The 21,891-nt window shown below is 72.2% G+C and carries 23 protein-coding genes; 13 read left to right on the forward strand and 10 right to left on the reverse strand.

The features are described 5' to 3' along the window. Window positions 1–98: 98 nt before the first annotated feature. The gene (locus J8G10_RS01300) at window positions 99–854 is read right to left on the reverse strand and encodes an MBL fold metallo-hydrolase (RefSeq protein ID WP_251438676.1); all 756 of its coding nucleotides are present in this window, start codon (window positions 852–854) and stop codon (window positions 99–101) included. Between the two features lie 70 nt (window positions 855–924). Between J8G10_RS01300 and J8G10_RS01305 the strand changes: the two genes are divergently transcribed. Then, window positions 925–1,875, forward strand: a complete 951-nt coding sequence (locus J8G10_RS01305) for a GlxA family transcriptional regulator (RefSeq protein WP_251438677.1) — start codon at window positions 925–927, stop codon at window positions 1,873–1,875. A gap of 284 nt (window positions 1,876–2,159) precedes the next feature. On the opposite strand, the gene sucD is transcribed toward J8G10_RS01305, so the two are convergent. Then, entirely contained in the window at window positions 2,160–3,062 is a 903-nt protein-coding gene (gene sucD, locus J8G10_RS01310) for a succinate--CoA ligase subunit alpha (RefSeq protein WP_251438678.1), read from the reverse strand. 27 nt (window positions 3,063–3,089) lie between these two features. Beyond that, window positions 3,090–4,256, reverse strand: a complete 1,167-nt coding sequence (gene sucC / locus J8G10_RS01315) for an ADP-forming succinate--CoA ligase subunit beta (RefSeq protein ID WP_251438679.1) — start codon at window positions 4,254–4,256, stop codon at window positions 3,090–3,092. Window positions 4,257–4,454: 198 nt separating this feature from the next. Between sucC and J8G10_RS01320 the strand changes: the two genes are divergently transcribed. Then, window positions 4,455–5,126, forward strand: a complete 672-nt coding sequence (locus J8G10_RS01320; protein WP_251438680.1) for a TetR family transcriptional regulator — start codon at window positions 4,455–4,457, stop codon at window positions 5,124–5,126. Window positions 5,127–5,240: 114 nt separating this feature from the next. Next, window positions 5,241–6,473: an acyl-CoA dehydrogenase family protein gene (locus J8G10_RS01325; protein ID WP_251438681.1), complete on the forward strand. Its 1,233-nt coding sequence runs from the start codon at window positions 5,241–5,243 to the stop codon at window positions 6,471–6,473. Between the two features lie 362 nt (window positions 6,474–6,835). On the opposite strand, the gene J8G10_RS01330 is transcribed toward J8G10_RS01325, so the two are convergent. Then, window positions 6,836–7,354, reverse strand: coding sequence for a hypothetical protein (locus tag J8G10_RS01330; protein WP_251438682.1), 519 nt, complete (start codon window positions 7,352–7,354; stop codon window positions 6,836–6,838). Between the two features lie 99 nt (window positions 7,355–7,453). Between J8G10_RS01330 and J8G10_RS01335 the strand changes: the two genes are divergently transcribed. Both J8G10_RS01335 and J8G10_RS01340 read left to right on the forward strand, forming a co-directional pair. Then, entirely contained in the window at window positions 7,454–8,932 is a 1,479-nt protein-coding gene (locus J8G10_RS01335) for an NAD(P)/FAD-dependent oxidoreductase (RefSeq protein WP_251438683.1), read from the forward strand. Between the two features lie 27 nt (window positions 8,933–8,959). Further along, window positions 8,960–10,003 (forward strand): ATP-dependent DNA ligase, encoded by a 1,044-nt coding sequence (locus J8G10_RS01340; RefSeq protein WP_251438684.1) that lies wholly within the window; start codon window positions 8,960–8,962, stop codon window positions 10,001–10,003. Window positions 10,004–10,131: 128 nt separating this feature from the next. Here the strand turns inward: J8G10_RS01340 and ligD are convergent, their stop codons facing one another. Continuing rightward, window positions 10,132–11,193: a non-homologous end-joining DNA ligase gene (ligD, locus tag J8G10_RS01345; protein ID WP_251438685.1), complete on the reverse strand. Its 1,062-nt coding sequence runs from the start codon at window positions 11,191–11,193 to the stop codon at window positions 10,132–10,134. A gap of 64 nt (window positions 11,194–11,257) precedes the next feature. Beyond that, the gene (locus tag J8G10_RS01350) at window positions 11,258–12,148 is read right to left on the reverse strand and encodes a LysR family transcriptional regulator ArgP (protein ID WP_251438686.1); all 891 of its coding nucleotides are present in this window, start codon (window positions 12,146–12,148) and stop codon (window positions 11,258–11,260) included. 70 nt (window positions 12,149–12,218) lie between these two features. Between J8G10_RS01350 and J8G10_RS01355 the strand changes: the two genes are divergently transcribed. After that, window positions 12,219–12,881 carry a LysE/ArgO family amino acid transporter gene (locus J8G10_RS01355; RefSeq protein ID WP_251438687.1) on the forward strand — a complete coding sequence of 221 codons (663 nt, stop codon included), beginning with the start codon at window positions 12,219–12,221 and terminating at the stop codon, window positions 12,879–12,881. A gap of 18 nt (window positions 12,882–12,899) precedes the next feature. Here J8G10_RS01355 and J8G10_RS01360 read toward each other — a convergent pair whose 3' ends face one another. Continuing rightward, window positions 12,900–13,505 carry a MarR family transcriptional regulator gene (locus J8G10_RS01360; protein ID WP_251438688.1) on the reverse strand — a complete coding sequence of 202 codons (606 nt, stop codon included), beginning with the start codon at window positions 13,503–13,505 and terminating at the stop codon, window positions 12,900–12,902. A 72-nt stretch (window positions 13,506–13,577) separates the two neighbouring features. Between J8G10_RS01360 and idi the strand changes: the two genes are divergently transcribed. Genes idi through J8G10_RS01395 form a run of 7 tightly spaced genes read left to right on the forward strand, consistent with a single transcriptional unit; the run spans window position 13,578 to window position 19,196 of the window. Continuing rightward, window positions 13,578–14,132, forward strand: a complete 555-nt coding sequence (idi, locus tag J8G10_RS01365) for an isopentenyl-diphosphate Delta-isomerase (protein ID WP_251438689.1) — start codon at window positions 13,578–13,580, stop codon at window positions 14,130–14,132. Continuing rightward, complete coding sequence (locus J8G10_RS01370) at window positions 14,129–15,184, forward strand: polyprenyl synthetase family protein (RefSeq protein ID WP_251438690.1); 1,056 nt, start codon at window positions 14,129–14,131, stop codon at window positions 15,182–15,184. The genes idi and J8G10_RS01370 overlap by 4 nt, the downstream gene beginning before the upstream one ends. Next, window positions 15,181–16,074 (forward strand): squalene/phytoene synthase family protein, encoded by an 894-nt coding sequence (locus tag J8G10_RS01375; protein ID WP_251438691.1) that lies wholly within the window; start codon window positions 15,181–15,183, stop codon window positions 16,072–16,074. Before J8G10_RS01370 ends, J8G10_RS01375 begins: the two co-directional genes overlap by 4 nt. Further along, window positions 16,071–17,621: a phytoene desaturase family protein gene (gene crtI / locus J8G10_RS01380; RefSeq protein ID WP_251438692.1), complete on the forward strand. Its 1,551-nt coding sequence runs from the start codon at window positions 16,071–16,073 to the stop codon at window positions 17,619–17,621. Before J8G10_RS01375 ends, crtI begins: the two co-directional genes overlap by 4 nt. Beyond that, window positions 17,618–17,947, forward strand: a complete 330-nt coding sequence (locus J8G10_RS01385; protein ID WP_251438693.1) for a lycopene cyclase domain-containing protein — start codon at window positions 17,618–17,620, stop codon at window positions 17,945–17,947. The genes crtI and J8G10_RS01385 overlap by 4 nt, the downstream gene beginning before the upstream one ends. Continuing rightward, complete coding sequence (locus J8G10_RS01390; protein WP_251438694.1) at window positions 17,944–18,306, forward strand: lycopene cyclase domain-containing protein; 363 nt, start codon at window positions 17,944–17,946, stop codon at window positions 18,304–18,306. The genes J8G10_RS01385 and J8G10_RS01390 overlap by 4 nt, the downstream gene beginning before the upstream one ends. Beyond that, window positions 18,303–19,196 carry a prenyltransferase gene (locus J8G10_RS01395; RefSeq protein WP_251438695.1) on the forward strand — a complete coding sequence of 298 codons (894 nt, stop codon included), beginning with the start codon at window positions 18,303–18,305 and terminating at the stop codon, window positions 19,194–19,196. The genes J8G10_RS01390 and J8G10_RS01395 overlap by 4 nt, the downstream gene beginning before the upstream one ends. A 109-nt stretch (window positions 19,197–19,305) precedes the next feature. Here J8G10_RS01395 and rplA read toward each other — a convergent pair whose 3' ends face one another. The 3 genes from rplA to nusG all read right to left on the reverse strand — a co-directional run bounded on the left by rplA (window position 19,306) and on the right by nusG (window position 21,838). Then, complete coding sequence (gene rplA, locus J8G10_RS01400) at window positions 19,306–19,995, reverse strand: 50S ribosomal protein L1 (protein ID WP_045250756.1); 690 nt, start codon at window positions 19,993–19,995, stop codon at window positions 19,306–19,308. 11 nt (window positions 19,996–20,006) lie between these two features. Next, window positions 20,007–20,438 (reverse strand): 50S ribosomal protein L11, encoded by a 432-nt coding sequence (gene rplK / locus J8G10_RS01405; protein ID WP_045250755.1) that lies wholly within the window; start codon window positions 20,436–20,438, stop codon window positions 20,007–20,009. A gap of 287 nt (window positions 20,439–20,725) precedes the next feature. Next, window positions 20,726–21,838 carry a transcription termination/antitermination protein NusG gene (gene nusG, locus J8G10_RS01410; protein ID WP_251438696.1) on the reverse strand — a complete coding sequence of 371 codons (1,113 nt, stop codon included), beginning with the start codon at window positions 21,836–21,838 and terminating at the stop codon, window positions 20,726–20,728. Window positions 21,839–21,891: the final 53 nt, after the last annotated feature.

Consider the following 21,891-nt stretch of genomic DNA (forward strand, 5'->3'; position numbering starts at 1 on the left):
CAGCATCGGGGCCCCCTCCCCGGAACGTTTCCGGGAGGGGGCCTCGATGCGCAGAGCGGGCCTCGACGTGCGTCCGGCAGCGCACCGCGTCGCCGGGCTCAGAGCGGGAGCGGGACGCCCGCCTCCGGCACGCGCAGCCGGTCGGACAGGCCCGCGTAGCCGAACTCCCGCACGAGCCGCTCGCGGGTCTCGGAGAAGTGGTGCCAGCCCTCGGCATGCACGGGCACGATCACGGCGTCGCCGAGCTCGCGCGCCGCCTCGACCGCGGTGCGCGCGTTGAGGGTGAGGTCGGCGTCGCCGAAGCGGCCGACGTTCGCCGCACCGGCGAAGAGCACCGCGACGTCGATGCGCCCGATCCGTTCCGCGATGGCCGTGACGAGCGCGACCGAGGCGTTGTCTCCGGAGACGTAGACGACCCGCTCCCCCGGCGCGCTCAGCACGAAGCCGGTCACCGTGCCGGACAGCTCCTCGGCGCCCTCCGGCCCGTGCAGCGCCGGCACCGCCGTGATCTCCACATCGCCGATGCGGTGGGTCTGCCACGGCGCGAGCCCGGTGACCCCTTCCACCCGATCCTCGGCCTCCGGGGTGGAGAGCACGACTCCCGCGCGCGGCAGGAACGCCCGCCCTGCCTCGTCGAGGTTGTCCGGATGCTGGTCGTGCGAGAGCAGGACCGCATCGATCTCGCCCACCGCGTCGGCGTCGAGAGCAGGGCCGGTGAGCTTGTGCAGCGGGATGCCGCCCGGATAGGTCTGCGGGGCGTCGAAGGTGGGATCCGTGAGCAGACGCAGGCCGGCGTAGTCGATCACGGCGGTCGGTCCGCCGACGAGGGTGAGGGTCAGAGGGTTCTGGGTCATGGATCCATCGTGGCGAGCCGGTAGACGGCGCGGGAGTGGCCCTGATGACACCTTTCGATAAGATCGGGCCATGCGCACCGCCGCCGTCCTCGCGTTCCCCGGGATCAGCCCCTTCCACCTCTCCGTCCCGCTGATGGTCTTCGGCGGAGTCGGCGTCCGCTCGGTCGAGGCCGCCTACCGCGTCGTCACCGTCGCGGAGCACCCCGGAGCCGTCCGCACCGCCGCCGGGCTCGACCTCCTGGTGACCGACGGGCTGGACCTCCTCGCGACCGCGGATCTCGTCGTGCTGCCGAGCTGGGATCCGGATCTGGTGCCGAGCGCCGAGCTCCTGGACGCGGTCCGCACGGCGCACGCGCACGGGGCGAAGGTGCTCGGCCTGTGCCTCGGCGCTTTCGTGGTGGCCGCGAGCGGCATCGCGCAGGGCAGGGAGGTCTCCACGCACTGGTCCGCGGGCCCGCAGCTCGCCGCGCGCCACCCCGAGCTCACGGTGCGGTGCGAGGCGCTGTGGACCGACCTCGGCGACGTCGTGACCTCCGCCGGCGTGGCAGCCGCCCTGGACTGCTGCCTGCACGTCGTCCGCACGGAGCAGGGCAGCGCCGTCGCCGCCGACCTGGCCCGCTCGCTCGTGATGGCGCCGCACCGCGAGGGATCCCAGGCGCAGTTCCTCTCCCGCCCGCTCGCCGCCGACCGGGACGGGGACGAGATCGACCGTGCCATCGCCTGGGCGCTCGAGCGGCTCGACACCCCGGCGCCCCTCGACGCCTGGGCGGGCGCCGTGCACCTCTCCCGCCGCACGTTCACCCGGCGCTTCCGCGACCGCACCGGCAGCAGCCCCGGCGACTGGCTGCTGCAGCGCCGCCTGGACGAGGCGCGGCGGCTGCTGGAGGCCTCGGATCTGCCCGTCGAGGCCGTCGCGCATCGCACCGGCTTCGGCAGCGCCGTGACCCTGCGCCACCACTTCCGCGCGCGCTTCGGCACCACCCCGGGCGCGCACCGCCGGGCGTTCGCCGGCCCCGCCTGACCGTCGCGCCGTGGGCTTCCGGCTGGCGGAATCCCGCCCGTCCCGGCCCGCCTCCTGCCCCGCCTCCCGGCCCGCCTCCTGGCCCGCCTCCTGCCCGCCTCCTGGCTCGCCTCCTGCCCCCAGATCAGGACGATCGACCGAGATCAGGCGGATCCTGCCAGATCCGCCCGATCTCGGTCGATTCACCTCTTCCCGGCAGGGCCGGAGCGCTCTCCGGGTCTCACCGGACGGCACGACGAAGGGCCCCGGGCAGATCCGCCCGGGGCCCTTCGATCGGCAGCTGCTTACAGCGCGGCGAACACCTCGCGCAGCAGGGCGGCGGTCTCGGACGGCGTCTTGCCGACCTTGACCCCGGCGGCCTCGAGGGCCTCCTTCTTCGCCTGGGCAGTGCCCGCGGAGCCGGAGACGATGGCGCCGGCGTGGCCCATGGTCTTGCCCTCGGGGGCGGTGAAGCCCGCGACGTAGCCGACGACGGGCTTGGTGACGTTGGCCTTGATGAACTCGGCCGCGCGCTCCTCGGCGTCGCCGCCGATCTCGCCGATCATCACGATCGCCTTGGTCTCGGGGTCGGCCTCGAACGCGGCGAGCGCGTCGATGTGCGTGGTCCCGATGATCGGGTCGCCGCCGATGCCGATGGCGGTGGAGAAGCCCAGGTCGCGCAGCTCGAACATCATCTGGTAGGTCAGGGTGCCCGACTTCGAGACGAGGCCGATCGGGCCCTTGCCCGTGATGTTCGCCGGCGTGATGCCCGCGAGCGCCTCGCCCGGGGTGATGATGCCGGGGCAGTTCGGGCCGATGATGCGGGTCTTGTTGCCCTTCTCGGTCGCGTACGCCCACGCCTCGGCGGAGTCGCCGACGGGCACGCCCTCGGTGATGACGACGAGCAGCGGGATCTCGGCGTCGATGGCCTCGATCATCGCGTCCTTCGTGAACGCCGGCGGCACGAAGGCGACGGACACGTTGGCGCCGGTCTTCTCGATGGCCTCGGCGACGGAGGCGAACACCGGCAGCTCGACGGCGTTGCCGTCCTTGTCGGTGTGCGAGACGGTGGTGCCGGCCTTGCGCGCGTTGACGCCGCCGACGACGTTGGTGCCGGCCTTCAGCATGAGCGCGGTGTGCTTGGTGCCCTCGCCGCCCGTGATGCCCTGGACGATGACCTTGGAGTCCTTGTTGAGGTAGATAGACATGTTCCTAGTCCTTGTCTCGTCGGAAGGTCAGGCGTTCGCCAGCTCGGCGGCCTTGTCGGCGCCCTCGTCCATGGTGGCGGCGAGCGTGACGAGCGGGTGGTTCGCGGCCGTGAGGATCGCGCGCCCCTCCTCGACCTGGTTGCCGTCGAGGCGAACGACGAGCGGCTTGGTGGCCGCGTCGCCGAGGATCTCGAGCGCCTTGACGATGCCCTCCGCCACGGCCACGCAGCTGGTGATGCCGCCGAAGACGTTGACGAAGACGCTCTTGACCTGCTCGTCGCCGAGGATCACGTCGAGCCCGGAGGCCATGACCTGCGCGTTCGCGCCGCCGCCGATGTCGAGGAAGTTCGCCGGCTTCACGCCGCCGTGGTTCTCGCCCGCGTAGGCGACGACGTCGAGGGTCGACATGACCAGGCCCGCGCCGTTGCCGATGATGCCGACCTGGCCGTCGAGCTTGACGTAATTCAGGCCCGACTCCTTGGCCTTGGCCTCGAGCGGGTTCTCGGTCGCCTTGTCGGCGAGCTCCTCGTGCTCGGGGTGGCGCACCTCGGAGGCGTTGTCGTCGAGCGTGACCTTGCCGTCCAGGGCGATGATGTCGCCGTCCTCGGTCTGCACGAGCGGGTTGACCTCGACCAGGGTCGCGTCCTCGCCCTTGTAGACCTCGTAGAGCTTGACGAAGACGTCGGCGACCTTCTCGGCGAGGCCCGGCTCGAAGTTGCCGGCCTTCGCGATCTCGAGCGCCTTCTCGGGGGTGATGCCCTCGAGCGGGTTGACCTCGACGCGGGCGAGCGCCTCGGGCTTCTCCACGGCGAGCTGCTCGATCTCCATGCCGCCCTCGACCGAGGCGAGGCTCAGGTAGGAGCGGTTGGAGCGGTCCAGCAGCACCGAGAAGTAGAACTCGCGGGCGATGCGGGCGCCGGCGGCGACCATGACGCGCTTGACGACGTGGCCCTTGATGTCCAGGCCCAGGATCGCCTTCGCGGCCTCGTACGCCTCGTCGGGGTTCTTCGCGACCTTCACGCCGCCGGCCTTGCCGCGGCCGCCGGTCTTGACCTGCGCCTTGACGACGACCACTCCGCCGAGCTTCTCCGCCGCTGCCTTCACCTCCTCGGGGGTGTCGGCGACGATGCCGGCGAGGACCGGCACTCCGTACTTCTCGAAAAGGTCTCGTGCCTGGTACTCGTAGAGGTCCACGTGCAGTCCTTCGCTGGTTGCGACGAATGGGACGCGACAGGAATTCTGTCGGGTGTCGATGTGATTCGACCCGATCAACCAGCCTACTACCGCGGAATCGCGCTTCCTGACCGCGGACCCGGCCACCTGTCCAGCCCCCGAGACCTCGGGTGACTCGGCAGTCCCGGCGCAGGATCCGGACAACTAGGCTCTCCTTCTATGACCGAGCACGCCGACGTGTCGCCCGCCCGCACCGCCGTGGTGCGTGCGGCGCTCGAGCTGTTCTCCGCCCAGGGCTTCGATTCGACCTCCGTCGAGCAGATCGCGCGGGCCGCGGGCATCTCCCGTTCCACCTTCTTCCGCCAGTTCGGCGGCAAGGACGACGTCGTCTTCGCCGACCACGAGGAGCTCCTGGAGGGGCTGCGCCGCTATCTGGACCGCGCGCATCCCAATCCCTGGAGCGCGGTGTGCGACGCGTCGATGATGGTGTTCCGCGCGTTCGCCGCCGACCCCGACCTGGCGCGCCTGCGCTATCAGGTGGTGCGCGAGGTGCCCACCCTGCGCGATCGTGAGATCGTCGCGGTGTTCCGCTACGAGCGCCTGTTCGACGAGTACCTGCGCCGCTCGCTCCCGGACCTGGATCCGCTCGACGCGGTCGGCTTCGCCGCCCTCGTCACCGCCGTGCACAACCATGTGCTGCGCCGGCTGCTCCGCGGATCGCGCACCTCGGCGGCCGCCCTGCGTCGCGCGCTCGACGACGTGCTGCGCCGGTACGGCGTGCACCCGGACGGCATGAAGGAGCCCGGCGAGGACGCGGTCGTGGTGGCCGTGTTCCCGCGTTCCATGCCGATGGCGGAGATCACCCGCCGCCTGCGCGACGAACTGGACTGAGCTCGGCGCGGCACGACGGATCCCCGGTGGATCCGATGCTCGTCGCGCTCGCGAATGGCGGTACGCTGTCTCATGAAACCTGAGACTCAGTCTCACTCCTCGGACGGAGACCCCATGAGCAACGACGCCCGCTTCCCCGGTGAAGCCGTCACCTCCTACGACCTGACCGGTCGCGGCGGCACCGATTACTACGAGGTCTTCTCCGACATCCCGGCCGCCGATCGCGCGCACTGGGAGCGCGCCCAGGCCTACGTCGACGAGGTCGGCCCGCGCATGCAGGCCGCCTGGGACCGCGCGGAGTACCCGCTCGACGTCGCCCGCCGCATGGGCGAGATGGACCTCGTCGTGGACGGCATCGACCACCCTGCCCTCACCCGGATGAGCCCGCTCGCAGCGGGCCTGGTCAACATGGAGATCTCACGCGGCGACGGCTCCCTCGGCACCGTGCTCGCCGTGCAGGGCGGACTCGCGCTGCGCACCCTCGCGCTGTTCGGCAGCCCCGAGCAGCAGGAGCGCTGGCTCGTCCCCCTCGCCGACGGCTCCGTGCTCGGATCCTTCGCCCTCACCGAGCCCGACCACGGATCCGATTCCGTCTCGCTCGAGACGGTCGCCCGTCGCGACGGCGACGAGTGGGTGCTGCGCGGGGCGAAGAAGTGGATCGGCAACGGCGCCTCCGGCGGCATCACGTTCGTGTGGGCACGCGTCGACGACGAGGGGGCCGAGGACCACGGGGCCGTGCGCTGCTTCCTCGTCGAGCAGGAGCGCCCGGGCTACCAGGGCACGGTGATCACCGGCAAGGTGTCACTGCGCGGGATCCATCAGGCGCACATCCGCCTCGACGACGTGCGCGTGCCGCTGGACGCGGTGCTGCCCGGCACGCACAGCTTCAAGGACGCGTCCACCGTGCTGTACGCGACGCGCTCCGGCGTGGCATGGTCGGCCCTCGGGCACGCGACCGCCTGCTACGAGGCGGCGCTCGCCTATGCGAAGACCCGGATCCAGTTCGGCAAGCCGCTGGCGAGGTTCCAGATGGTGCAGGAGCGCCTCACGCACATGCTGGAGGAGCTCACGGCGATGCAGCTGTACTGCCGTCGCATGGCCGACATGGACGGGGCGGGGACGCTCCGGCCCACACAGGCGTCGCTGGCGAAGTTCCACAACACCCGCGCCGCCCGCCGCATCGCGCAGACCGCGCGCGACCTGCTCGGCGGCAACGGCATCCTGCTCGAGAACGGCGTGATGCAGCACATGGCCGACATCGAGGCGATCCACACCTACGAGGGCACCGAGAGCGTGCAGGCGCTGCTCATCGGCCGCGACATCACCGGGATGAGCGCGTTCGCCTGACGGGCGTCGGGCGCGCGCACGCCCGCTCCGCCCGGTCCCCGGAGGTTGCGCAGGGCCCGCGGACGTTGCGCAGGGCCCCGGGGCCGTTGTGCAGGGACCCGGTGGCGTTCTGCAGGGACCCGGGGCCGTTGTGCAGGGACCCGGCGCCGTTCTGCAGGGACCCGGGGCCGTTGTGCAGGGACCCGGTGGCGTTCTGCAGGGCGGATCCGGTATTCCGGCCATTCCACGGGCGGCTACCGGGGCATGCGCGCCGGGGCTCCTGCAGAACGGCGCGGCCGCCCTGCGCAACAGCCGGGGCTCGCTGCACAACGACCGGGCCTCCCTGCACAACGGCGCGGGGTCCCTGCAGAACGGCATGGGACTCAGTCGCAGCCGCAGCCGCCGGACGGCGTCTTCACCATGAAGCACACGTCGCAGATGCCGTAGTCGCGCTCCGCGAGCGGGGTCGCCTTCGGGGCGCGCGGCTCCGGCTTGGGCTTCGCCGCGGCGCGGGTGCCCGGGGCGCGGGTGCCCGCGGCGCGCGACGGACGGGCGACGCCCGCCGGCGCGCCCTGCAGCTCGCTCGGATGCGTGACGTAGAAGTACGGCGCCCGCCCCTCGCTGGGCGCGAGCGGCAGCACGCGTCCGGCGACGACGACCTGCTCGTCCTCGCCGAAGCCGTTCGTGTAGGTGCGCCCGATGTGCAGCGCCGCCCCCTCGCCACGCCGGATCGCCTCGATGTAGCGACCGCGGTCGATGAAGGTGCTGATGCCCACCGCCTCGACGATCGCGCGGATGAAGTCGTGGTTCACCGGATCGATGCGCTGACCGCGCAGCGCCTCGGCGAGGGACTTGTAGGGACGGGAGGTGCCGGTGGGGGTCGGGCCCTGGACTTCGTTCATCCCCTCCAGGATCCCACGTCCTGCTGCACGCGACCTGCACGTCCGCGCTCCGCCCGCGGGCGCGCGACTCCGACTCCGACTCCGTGCCAGACTGGCGGCATGCCCCGCGCCACCGTCATCGGCAGCGGACCGAACGGGCTCGCCGCCGCCGTCTCCCTCGCCCGCGCCGGCTATGCCGTCGAGGTCCTCGAGGCGGCCCCGACGATCGGCGGCGGCGTGCGCAGCGCGGCGTCGACCCTCCCCGGGTTCGTGCACGACGTCTGCTCGGCGGTGCACCCCGCGGCCTACTCCTCGCCGTTCCTGCGGGCCTTCGGCCGGGACCGCGTCGAGTGGATCATTCCCGAAGCGGCATATGCGCATCCCCTCGACGACGGAAGGGCCGGCATCGCCTGGCACGACCTCGAGCGCACCGCCGACGCGCTCGGGCCGGACGCCCGGGCCTGGCGCGCACTGCTGCGTCCCCTGAGCACGCACATCGAGGGCCTGCTCGACGTGACCGGGGGGTCGCTGCTGCGGATCCCCCGGGATCCGGTCACGGCGGTGCGGTACGGGCTGCGGGTGCTGGAACAGGGATCGATGATGGCCCGGAGCACCTTCCGCACCGCCGAGGCGGCCGGGCTGGTCGCCGGCGTCGTCGCGCACGCGAACACGGCGCTGCCCGCGCTCAGCGGGGCCGCGGCCGGGCTCCTGCTCATGGCCCAGGCGCATGCAGGCGGCTGGGCGTATCCGCGCGGCGGCGCGCAGCGGATCGCCGACGCGCTGGCCGACGACCTGCGCGCCCACGGCGGCGCGATCCGCACGGACGCCCCCGTGGCCGACCTCTCGGCGCTGGACTGGGGGGATCCGCACCGCGGCGATCTGCTGCTCCTCAACACCGCACCGCGGCTCGCGCTCACGCTGCGCGACGTGCCGGCCCGGTACGCCTCGGCGATCCGGGCCTACCGCTACGGCCCCGCCGCCGCCAAGGTCGACTTCGCCCTGGACGGGCCGGTGCCGTGGACGAACCGGGAGGTCGCCCTCGCCCCGACCGTGCACGTGGGCGGCACCCGCGAGGAGGTGTGGGCGAGCGAGAACGCCGTCGCCCAGGGGCGCGTCTCCGAACGGCCCTACGTGCTGGTCGCGCAGCCCTCCGTGCTCGACGACTCCCGGGCCCCGGCGGGGAAGCAGACGCTGTGGGCGTACATCCACGTGCCGGCGAACTCGGACGCGGATCCGACCGAGCTCGTCGTGCGGCAGATCGAGCGCTTCGCGCCCGGGTTCCGCGACCGCATCCTGGCGAGCCAGGCGGTGCCCGCGCGGGAGCGCGTGCACCTCAATCCCGCGGAGATCGGGGGCGACATCTTCGGCGGCTCCTTCACGATGCGCCAGGCCGTGGTGCGCCCCGTGCTCTCGCCGGCCCCCTGGCGCACGCCGATGCCCGGGGTCTATCTCGCCTCCGCGGCGACCCCGCCCGGTCCCGGGGTGAACTTCCAGGCCGGCTGGCACGCGGCGCGCACGGCGCTGGCGGATGCGGGCGAGCGCGTCGACCTCGGAGACCTGTTCGGATCCGCGCCGGCGGGTCCGAACCATGGCGATTGAAGCCTGTCGGGCGGCAGGATGGGATCCATGCGCTACGAGATCCCCGCACCGATGCTCGCGAAGGCCGCCGCTTCCGTGCCCGAACCGGCGAAGTTCCCGGGCGGCCTGCTGTACGAGCCCAAATGGGACGGGTTCCGCGGACTGATCTCGTGGGACGGCGAGTCGGTCGAGATCGGCTCACGGGGCGCGAAGCCGCTGACGCGTTACTTCCCCGAGCTCGTGGAGGCGATCCCGCGCCTGCTGCCCGGTCCGTGCCTGCTCGACGGTGAGATCGTCGTCGCATCCGGACCGGCCGGTTCCCAGCGCCTGGACTGGGAGGCCCTGAGCCAGCGGATCCACCCCGCCGCGTCCCGGGTGCAGAAGCTCTCGGCGGAGACTCCGGCGATGTTCATCGCGTTCGACCTCCTCGCCGCGGGCGACGAGGACCTGCAGCCGCTCCCCTTCGGCGAGCGACGCGCACGCCTGGAGAGGCTGCTCGCCGACGTCCCGCACCCGCTGCACCTCACCCGCACCACGGCCGACCCGGTCACGGCCCGGCGCTGGCTCGCCGAGTTCGAGGGCGCCGGCCTCGACGGCGTCGTCGCGAAGCCCCTCGATCAGCCCTATGCGCCCAACAAGCGCACCCTGTTCAAGATCAAGCACGCCCGCACCGCCGACGTGGTCGCCCTCGGCTACCGGATCCACAAGAGCGGATCCGGTGTCGGATCCCTCCTCGTCGGCCTCTACGGGGACGACGGCGTGCTGCGCCAGGTCGGCGGCGTCGCGGCCTGGAGCGACGCGATGCGGCAGCAGCTGGTCGACGACCTCGCGCCCCTCGTGGAGCGCGACGAGTCCGGCGCAGCCCTGACCGGCGACGGCGAGCGCTCCCGGTTCAGCGGCAGCAAGGACACCTCGTTCGTGCGGCTGCGTCCCGAGCGTGTGCTCGAGGTGCGCTACGACCAGCTCGAGGGCTGGCGGTTCCGCCACACCGTGCAGTTCGAGCGCTGGCGCGACGACCGCGAGGCCCGCTCCTGCACCTACGAGCAGCTCGAGACCGTCGCCGGCTACGACCTCGGCGACGTCATCGACTGAGCCCCGTCGGGGTCGTTGAGCGACCGCCGCGGGCGGAGCGAGACGAAACGCGGTCACTCGCGGGGAACCGCGTTTCGTCTCGGTCGGCTTCGCCGTCCTCGCTCAACGACCCCGGGAACGGTCGCCCGTCACTCCTCGACGCGCTCGCCGTTCTCGTCCCAGTGCGCGGCGACCTTCTTCGAGGGCTGCACACGAGGGGGCTCTCCGGGCATCTTGGGGAACTCCGGCGGGAACGGCATCTCGCCGAGCCCGTTCTCCACGTCGCGCTCCCACCAGGCCAGGAGCGTGTCGATGCGGCCCGGGGCGTCCTGCATGCGCGCCCACGGGTCGCCGACGTCGGCGAGGCGCTGCGGGACCGTGCGCACGGTGAACCGGGTCGGATCCACCCCGTCGAGCTCGTCCCACTCGATCGGGGTCGACACCGTGGCGCCGGCCAGTGCGCGCGGGCTGTAGGCGCCGGCCATGGTGCGGTCGCGGTTGGCCTGGTTGAAGTCGACGAAGATGCGCTCCCCGCGCTCCTCCTTCCACCACGCCGTGGTGACGCGGTCGGGCATCCGCCTCTCCAGCTCGCGCCCCGCCGCGATCACGGCGTGCCGCACGGTCAGGAACTCCCACTCCGGGACGATCGGGCAGAACACGTGCAGCCCGCGGTTGCCGCTGGTCTTGATGAAGGCCTCGAGCCCTGCTTCGCGCAGCACGGAGCGCAGCTCGTGCGCGGCAGGGATGGCCTCGGCGAAGCCCGTGCCCGGCTGCGGGTCGAGGTCGATGCGCAGCTCCACCGGGTTGTCCGTGTCCGATGCGAGCGAGGCCCAGGGGTGGAACACGACGGTGTTCATCTGCACGGCCCAGACGATGGCCGCCGCCTCGGTGAGCACGATCTGCGGATGCTTGCGGCCGGAGTTGTAGGTGCACATCACGCTCTGCACGAAGTCGGGCGTACCCTTGGGCGGGTTCTTCGAGAAGAAGCTCTCCCCGGAGATGCCGTCGCGGTACCGCTCGAGCGAGACGGGCCGGTCGCCGGTCGAGGCGAGGAACGGCGTCGCGACCGTCTGCACGTACTCGGCGAGCTCGGCCTTGGTGATGGGGCCGCCCTCCGCGTCCGGCCAGACCGCGCGGTTGGGGCTGGACAGATCCAGCGACCGCTCGCCCTCGGGCCCGGGGATGGTCAGCGTGATGCGCTCGGATGCCATGAGTCGACCCTAGGGCGCGCCGCCGACGCCGCGCCAGCGTCCGCGGGCCGCGGTGCCCTCGCCCTCAGCGCAGCACGTGACCGGCCTCGGCGCGGATCTCCGCCGCGATCGCATCCAGCAGCTCGGAGCGCAGGTTCCACTGCTGCCAGTACAGCGGCGACGCGAGCTCGCCGTCGTCGAGCCGCACCAGGCGCCCATCGGCGAGGCCCGCCTCGGCGTGCGGCACGGGCAGCAGCGCCCAGCCCAGGCCGAGCTCGACGGCGACAGAGAAGTCCGCCGACGCCGGCACGTGGTGGCGCGGCACGGGCCAGGGATCCACCCCGCGCTCGCGCAGCCAGTCCTGCTGCAGCACGTCGCGGCGGTCGAAGTCGACGAAGGGCGCCCGGGCGAGCGCGGCGGCGGTCACCCCGTCGGCGAACCACCGGCGGGCGAACCCCGGCGATGCCGCGGCCACGTAGCGCAGGGCGCCGAGGGCCTCCACCCGGCAGCCGCCGACCGGCTCCGACTCGCTGGTCACCGCGGCCATCACCGCGCCGGACTCGAGCAGCCGGGCCGTGAAGTTCTGGTCGTCGCGATGCAGGTCGAACTCCACGTCATGGCGGGCGGACAGCCGCGCGAGCGGCGCGAGGAACCACGTCGCCATCGAGTCGGCGTTGACGGCGAGGGGGATGCGCACCCTGGCGCCTTCAGCCTCGCCGGCGAGCCCGGATCCCGTGATCGCATCCCGCTCGAGGAGCGCGACCTGGCGTCCGAACCGCGCCACCGCCTCCCCCGCCTCGGTCGCGCGCGCGGGCTTGCTGCGTACGAGCAGGATCCGGCCGAGCTGCTGCTCGAGCGTCTTGACGCGCTGGCTCACGGCGGACGGCGTCACGAGCAGCCTCCGCGCCGCGCCCTCGAAGCTGCCATCGTCGAGCACGGCGGCCACGGTGCGCGCCGCCTCCGGATCCACCTGCACATCAGAGATCCTAATCTGGCTTAAGGAATGTTCGCTGGTACTGAAGTTCCGCGGCCCGTATCGTCATTCCGTGCTCACCCTGCTCTCCGGCCTCGGACTCATGTTCTCGCTCATCGTCGCCGTCGGCGCCCAGAACGTCTACGTGCTGCGCCAGGGACTGCGCCGCGAGCACGTGCTGTCCGCGGTGCTGATCTGCGCGGCCTCGGACGCCGCACTCGTGCTGGCCGGAACCGCGGGGCTCGGCTACCTCGTCAAGACGCTGCCGTGGCTGATCGTCGTGGCCCGGTGGGCGGGCGCGATCTCGCTCATCGTGTACGGGATCCTCGCCGCGCGGCGTGCGTGGGCCTCAGGGGGCGAGGCCCTCATCGCCGATGGCGCGGAACCCGCGACCGATGCGGCCGGCGGCCGGGGCACGGCGACCCTCACCCGCACCGCACCGCTCGCGCCGGTGATCCTGGCCACGCTGGCCTTCACCTGGCTCAACCCGAACGTCTACCTCGACACGGTCCTGCTCATCGGCGGCATCGCCGCCACGCACGGCGACGGCCGGTGGCTGTTCGCGGCCGGCGCGATCCTCGCCAGCGTCACGTGGTTCTTCGCGCTCGGCTACGGTGCGCGCCACCTTGGACGCTGGCTGCGCACCCCGCGCGCCTGGCGGATCCTGGACACGGGCATCGCGGTGCTGCTCGTGGTGATGGGCGTCGCGCTCGTGCTCCCGGTCTTCTTCGGCTGAGCGGCGCGACTCCCTCGGTCAGCCGTTCTCGGAGCCCGTCCCGCCCAGGGCGTCTGCTCCCCCCTCGGACGAGGGTCCGGATCCGTCCTCCTCGGTGGTGGCGAGCTCGCGCAGGAACCGCGTGACGACGCCGCGCTCCTCCGAGGACAGCCGGGCGGCGACGTCGAAACGCCGCGCATGCAGGCGACCCACGCTCTCGCGCGCCGCGAGGCGCGTCTCGGGCGTGACCGTGAGCACGATCGCACGCCGGTCGCCCGGATGGGGCCGGCGCTCCACATGACCTCCGTGCTCGAGGCGATCGAGCATCTTCGTCGTCGCCGCGCTGCTGATGCCGAGATGGTCGGCGACGGCCCTGGCGGTCACGAGTTCACCCGCGTTCTCCGAAGCGATGAGGAGGCGCAGCGCGCGCATGTCGTTCTCGTTCAGCTTCATGTAGCGCCGTGAGGCCTCGCTCATCCGTGCGGCGGCACGGTGCCAGGCGCGCAGCGCCGACATCAGGTCGACGATCTCGTCGACCTCGCCATCGGAGAGATGGGCGCGGTGCACGAGCTCCCTGCGGGGATCGATGAGTCGCGGATCGACCATGGCGCGGTCGATGCGGCGCTGGGACTCGGGGACTTCCACGGGAGGACTCTATGCCATAGAGTCTATTCCTAACAAGGTTAGTAAATTTCTCGGTTAGCAAAAGGAGCCCCGATGACCCCCGACGTCGAGATGGTCGTACTCCTCAACGCCGAGGGAGCGCAGATCGGCACCGCCCCGAAGAGCACGGTGCACGGCGCCGACACGCGCCTGCACCTCGCGTTCTCCTGCCATGTCTTCGACCCGCGCGGCCGGCTGCTCGTCACCCGCCGTGCGCTCACGAAGGCCGCCTGGCCGGGCGTCTGGACGAACTCGTTCTGCGGCCACCCCGCTCCCGGCGAGGGGCTGGTGGCGGCGGTGCGCCGCCGGGCCGAGTATGAGCTCGGGATCGCCCTCGACTCCGTCGACCCGGTGCTGCCGTTCTTCCGCTACCGCGCCACCGACGCCACAGGCATCGTGGAGAACGAGATCTGCCCGGTGTACCTGGCGGTCACCTCGGACACCCCGCGCCCTCACCCGGACGAGGTCGTCGAGCACCGCTGGGTGGATCCGGACGATCTCGCCGAGTCGGTGCGCCGCACCCCCTGGGCGTTCAGCCCCTGGCTCGTGCTCCAGGCGCAGCTGCTGCCCTTCCTGGGCGGGCGCGGGCTCGAGGAGCTCGCCTCATGACGGGCAGAGCCGTCGCGGAGGACCTGCTCGCGGAGGTCGAGACCGTGATCGACCGGGTCTTCCAGGACGCGGGAGGTCGGCTCGGCGACCTCGCCGGCTTCGACGCGGTCTGGGAGGAGGCCCGCCAGGGCGCGGCGGGCGGCAAGCTCCTGCGCCCCCGCCTCCTGCTCGCGGCGCAGGGAGCGTTTGCCGGCGAGCCCGCGGAGAGCGCCGTCCACGCCGCCGCCGCGCTCGAGCTGCTCCATCTCGCCTTCCTCCTCCACGACGACGTGATCGACCGCGACGTCCTGCGGCGGGGCGAGCCCAACCTGATCGCCCGCCGGAGAGACGCCGCGCAGGCGGCGGGTGCCGACGAGGCCGGCGCGCTCCGCTACGGCGACAGCTGCGCGATCCTCGCGGGCGACCTCCTTCTCTCCGCCGCGCATCGCCTCATCGCCGAGCTCGACGCCCCCACAGCGCATCGCAGGGCGCTCCTCGCCGTCCTGGGCGACGCGATCGAGGCCGCGGCCGTCGGCGAGCACGCCGACGTCGTCCTCGGACTCCGCGGCGATGCCGACGAGGAGGCGGTCCTGCGCACCATGGAGCACAAGACCGCCCGCTACTCGTTCAGCGCCCCGCTCCGGATGGGCGCCCTGCTCGGCGGGGCGGACCCCGCCGCGATCGACACGCTGGGCTTCATCGGGACGACGATCGGCATCGCCTTCCAGGCGAGGGACGACGTGCTCGGCGTCTTCGGCGATCCCGAGCGCACCGGCAAGTCCGTGCTCTCCGACCTCCGCGAGGGCAAGGTCACGCTGCTCGTCGCGCACTCCCGCAGCCATGCGTCCTGGCGGGAGGCGTCCGCGCTGTTCGGCGATCCCGGCCTCGACGAGCGCGGCGCCGCCGTGCTCCGGACCGCGATCGTGGAGTCGGGCGGCCTGGCCCGCACCGAGGCCGCGATCTCCGGTCTGGTCGCCGAGGCACGTGCCGCCCTCCTGTTCTCCGCGCTCCCCGCCCCGCTGATCGCCGAGCTCGAGAGCGTCATCGCCCGCGCGACGGAGCGCACCCGATGACGGCCGTCGCGGGTCTCGCCCTCTACGATCGCGCCGCGGCCCGCGGATCCGCCCAGGTCCTGGACAGCTACTCGACCTCGTTCCGTCTCGCGAGCCGGCTCTGCTCGCGCGCCGTGCGCGCCGACCTCGCCGCGATCTACGCCCTCGTGCGCGTGGCCGACGAGATCGTCGACGGGTGCGCGACGGACGCCGGGCTGTCCTCGCCGGAGTGCCGGGAGGTGCTCGACGGCCTCGAGCGCGAGGTGGAGGCCGCGCTCCGCTCGGGGTACAGCGCCAATCTCGTCGTGCACGCGTTCGTCACGACCGCGCGGGCGACGGGGATCGGCGACGACCTCACCCGCCCGTTCTTCGCATCGATGCGCCGCGATCTCAGCCCGCTCGTCTTCACCGAGGAGCGCGAGCTCGACGAGTACGTGCACGGCTCGGCCGAGGTCGTCGGGCTCATGTGCCTCGCCTCGTTCCGGCGCGGGCTCGCTCCGGATCCGGTGCGGAACGCCCGCTGGGATCGCGGCGCGATCGCGCTGGGCTCGGCGTTCCAGCGGGTGAACTTCCTCCGCGACCTCGGCGAGGACGCCGACGGGCTCGGCCGCCGCTACCTGCCCGGGGTCGATCCGCACTCGTTCACCGATTCCCAGCGCGATCGGATCCTGGACGGGATCGATGCGGAGCTCGCGATCGCGGGCGCCGTGATCGGCGAGCTGCCGTCATCCTCGCGCCGCGCGGTCGCCGCCGCGCACCTGCTCTACTCCGAGCTGTCCGCGCGTCTACGGCGCACCCCGGCCCGCGTGCTCGTCGGACGGCGAGTACGCGTTCCGGCGGCGCGCAAGGCCGCGTTGCTCGCGCGCGCCGCGCTGGTCGGCAGCGGCACGGCGCGGCGGAGCGCCCGGTGAGCCGGGTCGCCGTGCTCGGCGGCGGCATCTCGGGGCTCGCCTCGGCGGCCCTGCTCGCCGCCGACGGGCACGAGGTCACCCTCTTCGAGCAGGCCGCACAGCTCGGCGGGCGCGCCGGCAGCTGGGAGCGCGACGGCTTCCGCTTCGACACCGGGCCGTCCTGGTACCTCATGCCGGAGGTCTTCGAGCACTGCTTCCGGCTGCTCGGCACGAGCGCCGCGGCGGAGCTCGACCTCGTCCGCCTGGATCCCGCCTACCGCCTCTTCGCCGACGGGGCGGCACCGCTGGACGTGCACTCGGACCGCGAGCGCTCGCTCGCGCTGTTCGAGTCCGTCGAGCCCGGGGCCGGCGCGGCCCTCGCGCGCCACCTCGACTCGGCCGCCCGCACGGCGCGGATCGCGAACGACCGCTTCCTCTACACCGACTTCTCGCATCCGAAGGCGTTCCTGCCCGGCGGCGAGCTCCGCGAGCTGCCCCGTCTCGCGACGCTGCTCGGCACCTCGCTGCGGAGCATGGTCGAGGCGTCGTTCTCGGACCGCCGGCTGCGGCAGATCCTGCAGTACCCCGCCGTCTTCCTCGGCGGCTCGCCCGACATCGCGCCCGCGCTGTTCCATCTGATGAGCTCCTTCGACCTCGCCGAGGGCGTGCTCTACCCGCGCGGCGGGTTCACCACCGTGATCGAGGCGTTCGCCCGCCTCGCCCGGGAGGCGGGGGCGCATCTGCACACGGGCGCACGGGTGCACCGGATCCTCGTCGACGGCGGCGCGGTCCGCGGAGTCGTCGTCGCCCGCGAGGGGCTCGTGCGCGAGGAGAGGTTCGACCGCGTCGTGAGCACGGTCGACATGCACCACAGCGACACCGCCCTCCTGCCGGGTGCGGCGCGCGAGCGCTCGCCCCGGCACTGGCGGCGCGCCAACCCCGGCACGGGCGCCGTGCTCGCGATGCTCGGAGTCCGGGGCCGGCTCCCCGGGCTCGTCCATCACAACCTCGTCTTCACGGAGGACTGGGATGCGAACTTCGACGCGATCTTCGGCGATGCGCCCCGGGTGCCGGATCCCGCGTCCTTCTATGCCTGCGCCCCCAGTCGGACCGATGATTCCGTCGCGCCGGAGGGTCACGAGAACCTGTTCCTGCTCGTCCCCGTGCCGGCCGACCCCGCGATCGGCTCCGGGGGCGTCGACGGCGGCGGGGCGTCCGCGGTCGAGCGCGTCGCCGACCGCGCGATCGCCGCGCTCGCGGCGCACGCGGGCGCCCCCGACCTCGCCGAGCGGATCGTCGTGCGGCGCACCGTCGGGCCCGCGGACTTCGCCCGCGACCTGCACTCCTGGCGCGGCTCGGCGCTGGGCCCGGCGCACACCCTGCGGCAGAGCGCGTTCCTGCGCGGCCGCACCCGCTCCCGGACCACGCGCGGGCTCTTCTACGCGGGGGCGACGACGCTGCCGGGGATCGGCCTTCCGATGTGCCTGATCAGCGCCGAGCTCGTGCTCAAGGCGTTCCGCGGCGATCGCACGACCGGGCCGCTGCCCGTGCCGGAGGCCGTGCGATGAGCCTCCTGTATCTCGGTCTGCTGCTCGTCTCGATCCTCTGCGTGGGGCTCGTGGACGCGCGCTGGCGGTTGTTCCTCTGGGCGGCGCCGCGTCGTGCGTGGACCGTGCTCCTGACGGGGACGGCGTTCCTGTTGCTCTGGGACGTCGTGGGCATCGCGACCGGGATCTTCTCGCGGGAGGGCAATCCGATCTCGACCGGGATCCTGCTCGCGCCGCACCTGCCCATCGAGGAGCCCGTGTTCCTCCTCTTCCTCGTGCAGCTGACGATGGTTGTCTACGCGGGCTCGCGGCGGATCCTGGAGAGCCGCAGGGAGCGTCGCGCATGAAGGCCGCCTACCTGATCGTCGACGCGGTCTTCCTGGTGCCCTGCGTGCTCGTGCAGGCGCTCGCCTGGCGACGCAGGCCGCCCGGGCACGGTCCGGCCCTCCTCGCCACGATCGTCCTGCTCGTCGCGCTCACGGTCGTCTTCGACTCCCTGATGATCGCGGCGGGCCTGTTCACCTATGACCCGGAGCGGATCAGCGGGATCCGGATCGGGCTCGCCCCGATCGAGGACCTCGCCTATCCGCTCGCGGCCGCACTGCTCGGCACGGCGCTGTGGAGTCTCGGCCGCCGGGCGCCGCGGCCGGCTCCGGATTCCCTGCACGGCGACGGGACGGCATCCCCCGAGGAGGCGCGCCGATGAGCTCCGCCGTCGCCCCCTCCCTGACCCGCGACCTGCTGCTGACCTCGCGCCCGCTGAGCTGGATCAACACCGCCTTCGGCTTCGCCGCCGCGTACCTGCTCACCACTGGACGCGTCGACGCGGCGTTCGTGATCGGGACGCTGTTCTTCCTCGTGCCGTACAACCTCACGATGTACGGCATCAACGACGTCTTCGACTACGCCTCCGACCTCGCGAACCCGCGCAAGGGCGGCGCCGAGGGGGCGGTGCTCTCCCCCGCCCGCCATCGTGCGGTGCTGGCCTGGTCCGTGCTGCTGCCGGTGCCGTTCGTCGCCGCGCTCGTCGTGCAGGGGAACCCGCTGTCCTGGATCGTGCTCGCGATCAGCCTGTTCGCCGTGGTCGCCTACTCCGCACCGGGGCTGCGGTTCAAGGAGATCCCGTTCCTCGACTCCGTCACCTCGAGCGTGCACTTCGTCTCGCCGGCGGTCTACGGGCTCGTCCTCGCCGGCGCGGAGCCGAGCCTCCCGCTCACGATGCTGCTGCTCGCGTTCTTCGCCTGGGGCGTCGCGAGCCATGCGTTCGGCGCGGTGCAGGACGTCGTGCCGGATCGGGAGGCGGGGATCTCCTCGATCGCCACGGTGCTGGGCGCGCGACGCACCGTGCGCTTCGCCCTGTCGATGTGGACCCTCGCGGGTGCGCTCATGCTCTTCACGGTCTGGCCGGGTCCGCTGGGCGCGCTGCTCGCACTGCCCTATCTCGGTGCGGTGTGGCCGTTCCGCTCGGTCTCGGATGCGGAGTCGGGAACGACGAACCGCGGCTGGCGCCGCTTCCTCCTGCTGAACTACCTCTGCGGCTTCCTCGCGACGATGCTGCTGATCTGGTGGGCGTTCCTCGGCGGCACGGCGTTCTGAACCGGCCGGGGCCGGTGCCGCGCGGGGAGCGCGCACGACGAAGGCCCGCCCCGGCGAACCGGTGCGGGCCTTCGCGTGTGAGCGCCAGACGATGCCTGGGCGTTCAGGCTCAGATGGCGTTGACGTCCAGCGGGATGCCGGGGCCGAACGTGGTCGACACGGCGCCCTTCTGGATGTAGCGGCCCTTCGAGCTGGACGGCTTGAGGCGGACGATCTCCTCGAGCGCGGCCTTCATGTTCTCGTCGAGCTGCTCGGCCGAGAACGACGCCTTGCCGACGACGAAGTGCACGTTGGCGTGCTTGTCGACGCGGAACTCGATCTTGCCGCCCTTGATCTCCTCGACGGCCTTGGCCGCGTTCGGGGTCACGGTGCCGGTCTTCGGGTTCGGCATCAGGCCACGCGGACCCAGCACCTTGCCGAGACGGCCGACCTGGCCCATGAGCTCGGGGGTGGAGACGGCCGCGTCGAACGCGGTCCAGCCGCCGGCGACCTTCTCGATGAGCTCGGCGCCGCCGACCTCGTCCGCACCCGCGGCGATCGCGGCCTCAGCGGCCGGACCCGTCGCGAACACGATGACGCGGGCGGTCTTGCCGGTGCCGTGCGGGAGGATGACGGTGCCGCGCACCATCTGGTCCGCCTTGCGCGGGTCGACGGAGAGCTTCAGCGCGACCTCGACGGTCGAGTCGAACTTCGCGGAGCCGGTCTCCTTCGCCAGGGCGACGGCCTCGGCGGGGGTGTAGAAGCGGTCTGCCTCGATCTTCGCGGCAGCAGCGTTGTAAGCCTTGGACTTGGTAGCCATTGTTATCTCCCTCAGCCCTCGACCGTGATGCCCATGGAACGGGCGGTTCCGGCGATGATCTTGGACGCGGCGTCGATGTCGTTCGCGTTCAGGTCGGCCTGCTTCTGCTCGGCGATCTGACGGACCTGCTCGGCGGTGATCTTCGCGACCTTGACGGTGTGCGGAGTGGCGGAGCCCTTCTGCACGCCCGCAGCCTTCTTGATCAGCTCGGCGGCCGGCGGGGTCTTCAGGATGAACGTGAAGCTGCGGTCCTCGTAGACGGTGATCTCCACGGGGATGACGTTGCCGCGCTGCGACTCGGTCGCGGCGTTGTACGCCTTGCAGAACTCCATGATGTTGACGCCATGCTGACCGAGCGCGGGGCCGATCGGCGGCGCCGGGTTGGCAGCGCCGGCGTTGATCTGGAGCTTGATCAGGCCGGTCACCTTCTTCTTCGGTGCCATAGTGATTCCTTTCTCGAGCAGACGCCCTGGGGCGTCCCTCTCCCGCGGATCCGGCATCTCCGGAACGCGGTGGTGTCCGCGCGCACGACGAAGCGGCGCACAAACCATAGAAGTCTACCCGATCCCGGGCGCGTCCGCGCACGGCGGTCTCCGGGCCGCCCGCACCCGCCGCTCACCGCCAGGATCCCGCGACGGATGCAGGATCCCGCGACGGATCCGGCCCGCGAACGCGAGAACGGCCGTCCCTCGAGAGGGACGGCCGTTCTGCGAGCGCTTCCGGGGAAGCGTCAGATCATCTTGGTGACCTGGTCGAACGACAGCTCGACCGGGGTCTCGCGCTCGAACAGCGAGACGAGCACGGTGAGCTTGCCGCTCTCCGGCTTGATCTCGGAGATCGAGCCGGGAAGACCCGCGAACGAGCCCTCCTTGATCGTGATGGTCTCGCCGATCTCGAAGTCGACCTCGGCGGTGAGCGGACGCGCCACGGCGGTGCCGCCCTTGGCCGCGACAGCCTTGGCGGTCGGGACGTCCTTGACCTCGACGAGGGACTTCAGCATGTTGAACGCCTCTTCGAAGCGCAGCGGGGTCGGGTTGTGGGCGTTGCCCACGAAGCCGGTGACGCCGGGCGTGTGCCGCACGACGGACCAGGTGTCCTCGTTCAGCTCCATGCGCACGAGCACGTAGCCGGGGATCCGGACGCGCGTGACCATCTTGCGCTGACCGTTCTTGATCTCGACGACGTCCTCCATCGGGACCTCGATCTGGTAGATGTCGTCCTCGACCTCGAGCGTCGACTTGCGCTGCTCGATGTTGGCCTTCACCTTGCGCTCGAAGCCGGCGTAGGAGTGGATGACGTACCACTTGCCGGGGAGCATCCGCAGGTCCATGCGGAAGGACTCGTACGGGTCCTCGTCGGCGTCGACCGGGGCGCTCGCGGCGTCGGCCGGGTCGAGCTCGGACTCCACCGCGTCCACGACGCCGGCGGCCGCATCGATCTCCGCGACCTCCTCGGGGTCGAGGACGGGGGCGTCCTCCTCGCCGTTCACGTCGGGGCCGTCGTAGGGCGTGACCTCGTCGGCAGCGGCGGCCTCGCGGTCGGCGGCCTCCTCGGCCACGGAGTCGTTGAGGACCGACGCGGCGGCCTCGGACTCGGCCGCCTGGTCCAGGTTGAGAGCGTCGTTCACGATCGCGTCTGCCTCCGGGTCTTCTTCGAATTCGATGTCTTCGTCGTCCGCGTCCGCGTCGTCGTCGCCCTCGATGTGCAGGGCGACCCGCTCGGCGGCCTCGACGGCGCGCTCCTCGGAGGCGAGGACATCGCCCTCCTGAGCCTCGTCGTCTTCGCTGGACTGCTCAGCGGCGGTCGCCCAATCGACGTCGTCGCCAGAGTATCGTTCGGACACTTGCTCTTCTCTCCTTCAGGTTCGGCCCGGGGTCAGACGCCGCCGGGCCGCGG

Source organism: Microbacterium sp. USTB-Y (genome assembly GCF_023703415.1).
Classification (GTDB): Bacteria; Actinomycetota; Actinomycetes; order Actinomycetales; family Microbacteriaceae; genus Microbacterium.

Bases quoted from the DNA above. Each gene is read 5' to 3' on its own strand.
- J8G10_RS01300 (WP_251438676.1), bottom strand. From the start codon at position 854: ATGACCCAGAACCCTCTGACCCTCACCCTCGTCGGCGGACCGACCGCC.
- J8G10_RS01305 (WP_251438677.1), top strand. From the start codon at position 925: ATGCGCACCGCCGCCGTCCTCGCGTTCCCCGGGATCAGCCCCTTCCAC.
- sucD (WP_251438678.1), bottom strand. From the start codon at position 3,062: ATGTCTATCTACCTCAACAAGGACTCCAAGGTCATCGTCCAGGGCATC.
- J8G10_RS01320 (WP_251438680.1), top strand. From the start codon at position 4,455: ATGACCGAGCACGCCGACGTGTCGCCCGCCCGCACCGCCGTGGTGCGT.
- J8G10_RS01325 (WP_251438681.1), top strand. From the start codon at position 5,241: ATGAGCAACGACGCCCGCTTCCCCGGTGAAGCCGTCACCTCCTACGAC.
- J8G10_RS01330 (WP_251438682.1), bottom strand. From the start codon at position 7,354: ATGAACGAAGTCCAGGGCCCGACCCCCACCGGCACCTCCCGTCCCTAC.
- J8G10_RS01335 (WP_251438683.1), top strand. From the start codon at position 7,454: ATGCCCCGCGCCACCGTCATCGGCAGCGGACCGAACGGGCTCGCCGCC.
- J8G10_RS01340 (WP_251438684.1), top strand. From the start codon at position 8,960: ATGCGCTACGAGATCCCCGCACCGATGCTCGCGAAGGCCGCCGCTTCC.
- ligD (WP_251438685.1), bottom strand. From the start codon at position 11,193: ATGGCATCCGAGCGCATCACGCTGACCATCCCCGGGCCCGAGGGCGAG.
- idi (WP_251438689.1), top strand. From the start codon at position 13,578: ATGACCCCCGACGTCGAGATGGTCGTACTCCTCAACGCCGAGGGAGCG.
- J8G10_RS01370 (WP_251438690.1), top strand. From the start codon at position 14,129: ATGACGGGCAGAGCCGTCGCGGAGGACCTGCTCGCGGAGGTCGAGACC.
- J8G10_RS01375 (WP_251438691.1), top strand. From the start codon at position 15,181: ATGACGGCCGTCGCGGGTCTCGCCCTCTACGATCGCGCCGCGGCCCGC.
- J8G10_RS01385 (WP_251438693.1), top strand. From the start codon at position 17,618: ATGAGCCTCCTGTATCTCGGTCTGCTGCTCGTCTCGATCCTCTGCGTG.
- J8G10_RS01390 (WP_251438694.1), top strand. From the start codon at position 17,944: ATGAAGGCCGCCTACCTGATCGTCGACGCGGTCTTCCTGGTGCCCTGC.
- J8G10_RS01395 (WP_251438695.1), top strand. From the start codon at position 18,303: ATGAGCTCCGCCGTCGCCCCCTCCCTGACCCGCGACCTGCTGCTGACC.
- rplA (WP_045250756.1), bottom strand. From the start codon at position 19,995: ATGGCTACCAAGTCCAAGGCTTACAACGCTGCTGCCGCGAAGATCGAG.
- rplK (WP_045250755.1), bottom strand. From the start codon at position 20,438: ATGGCACCGAAGAAGAAGGTGACCGGCCTGATCAAGCTCCAGATCAAC.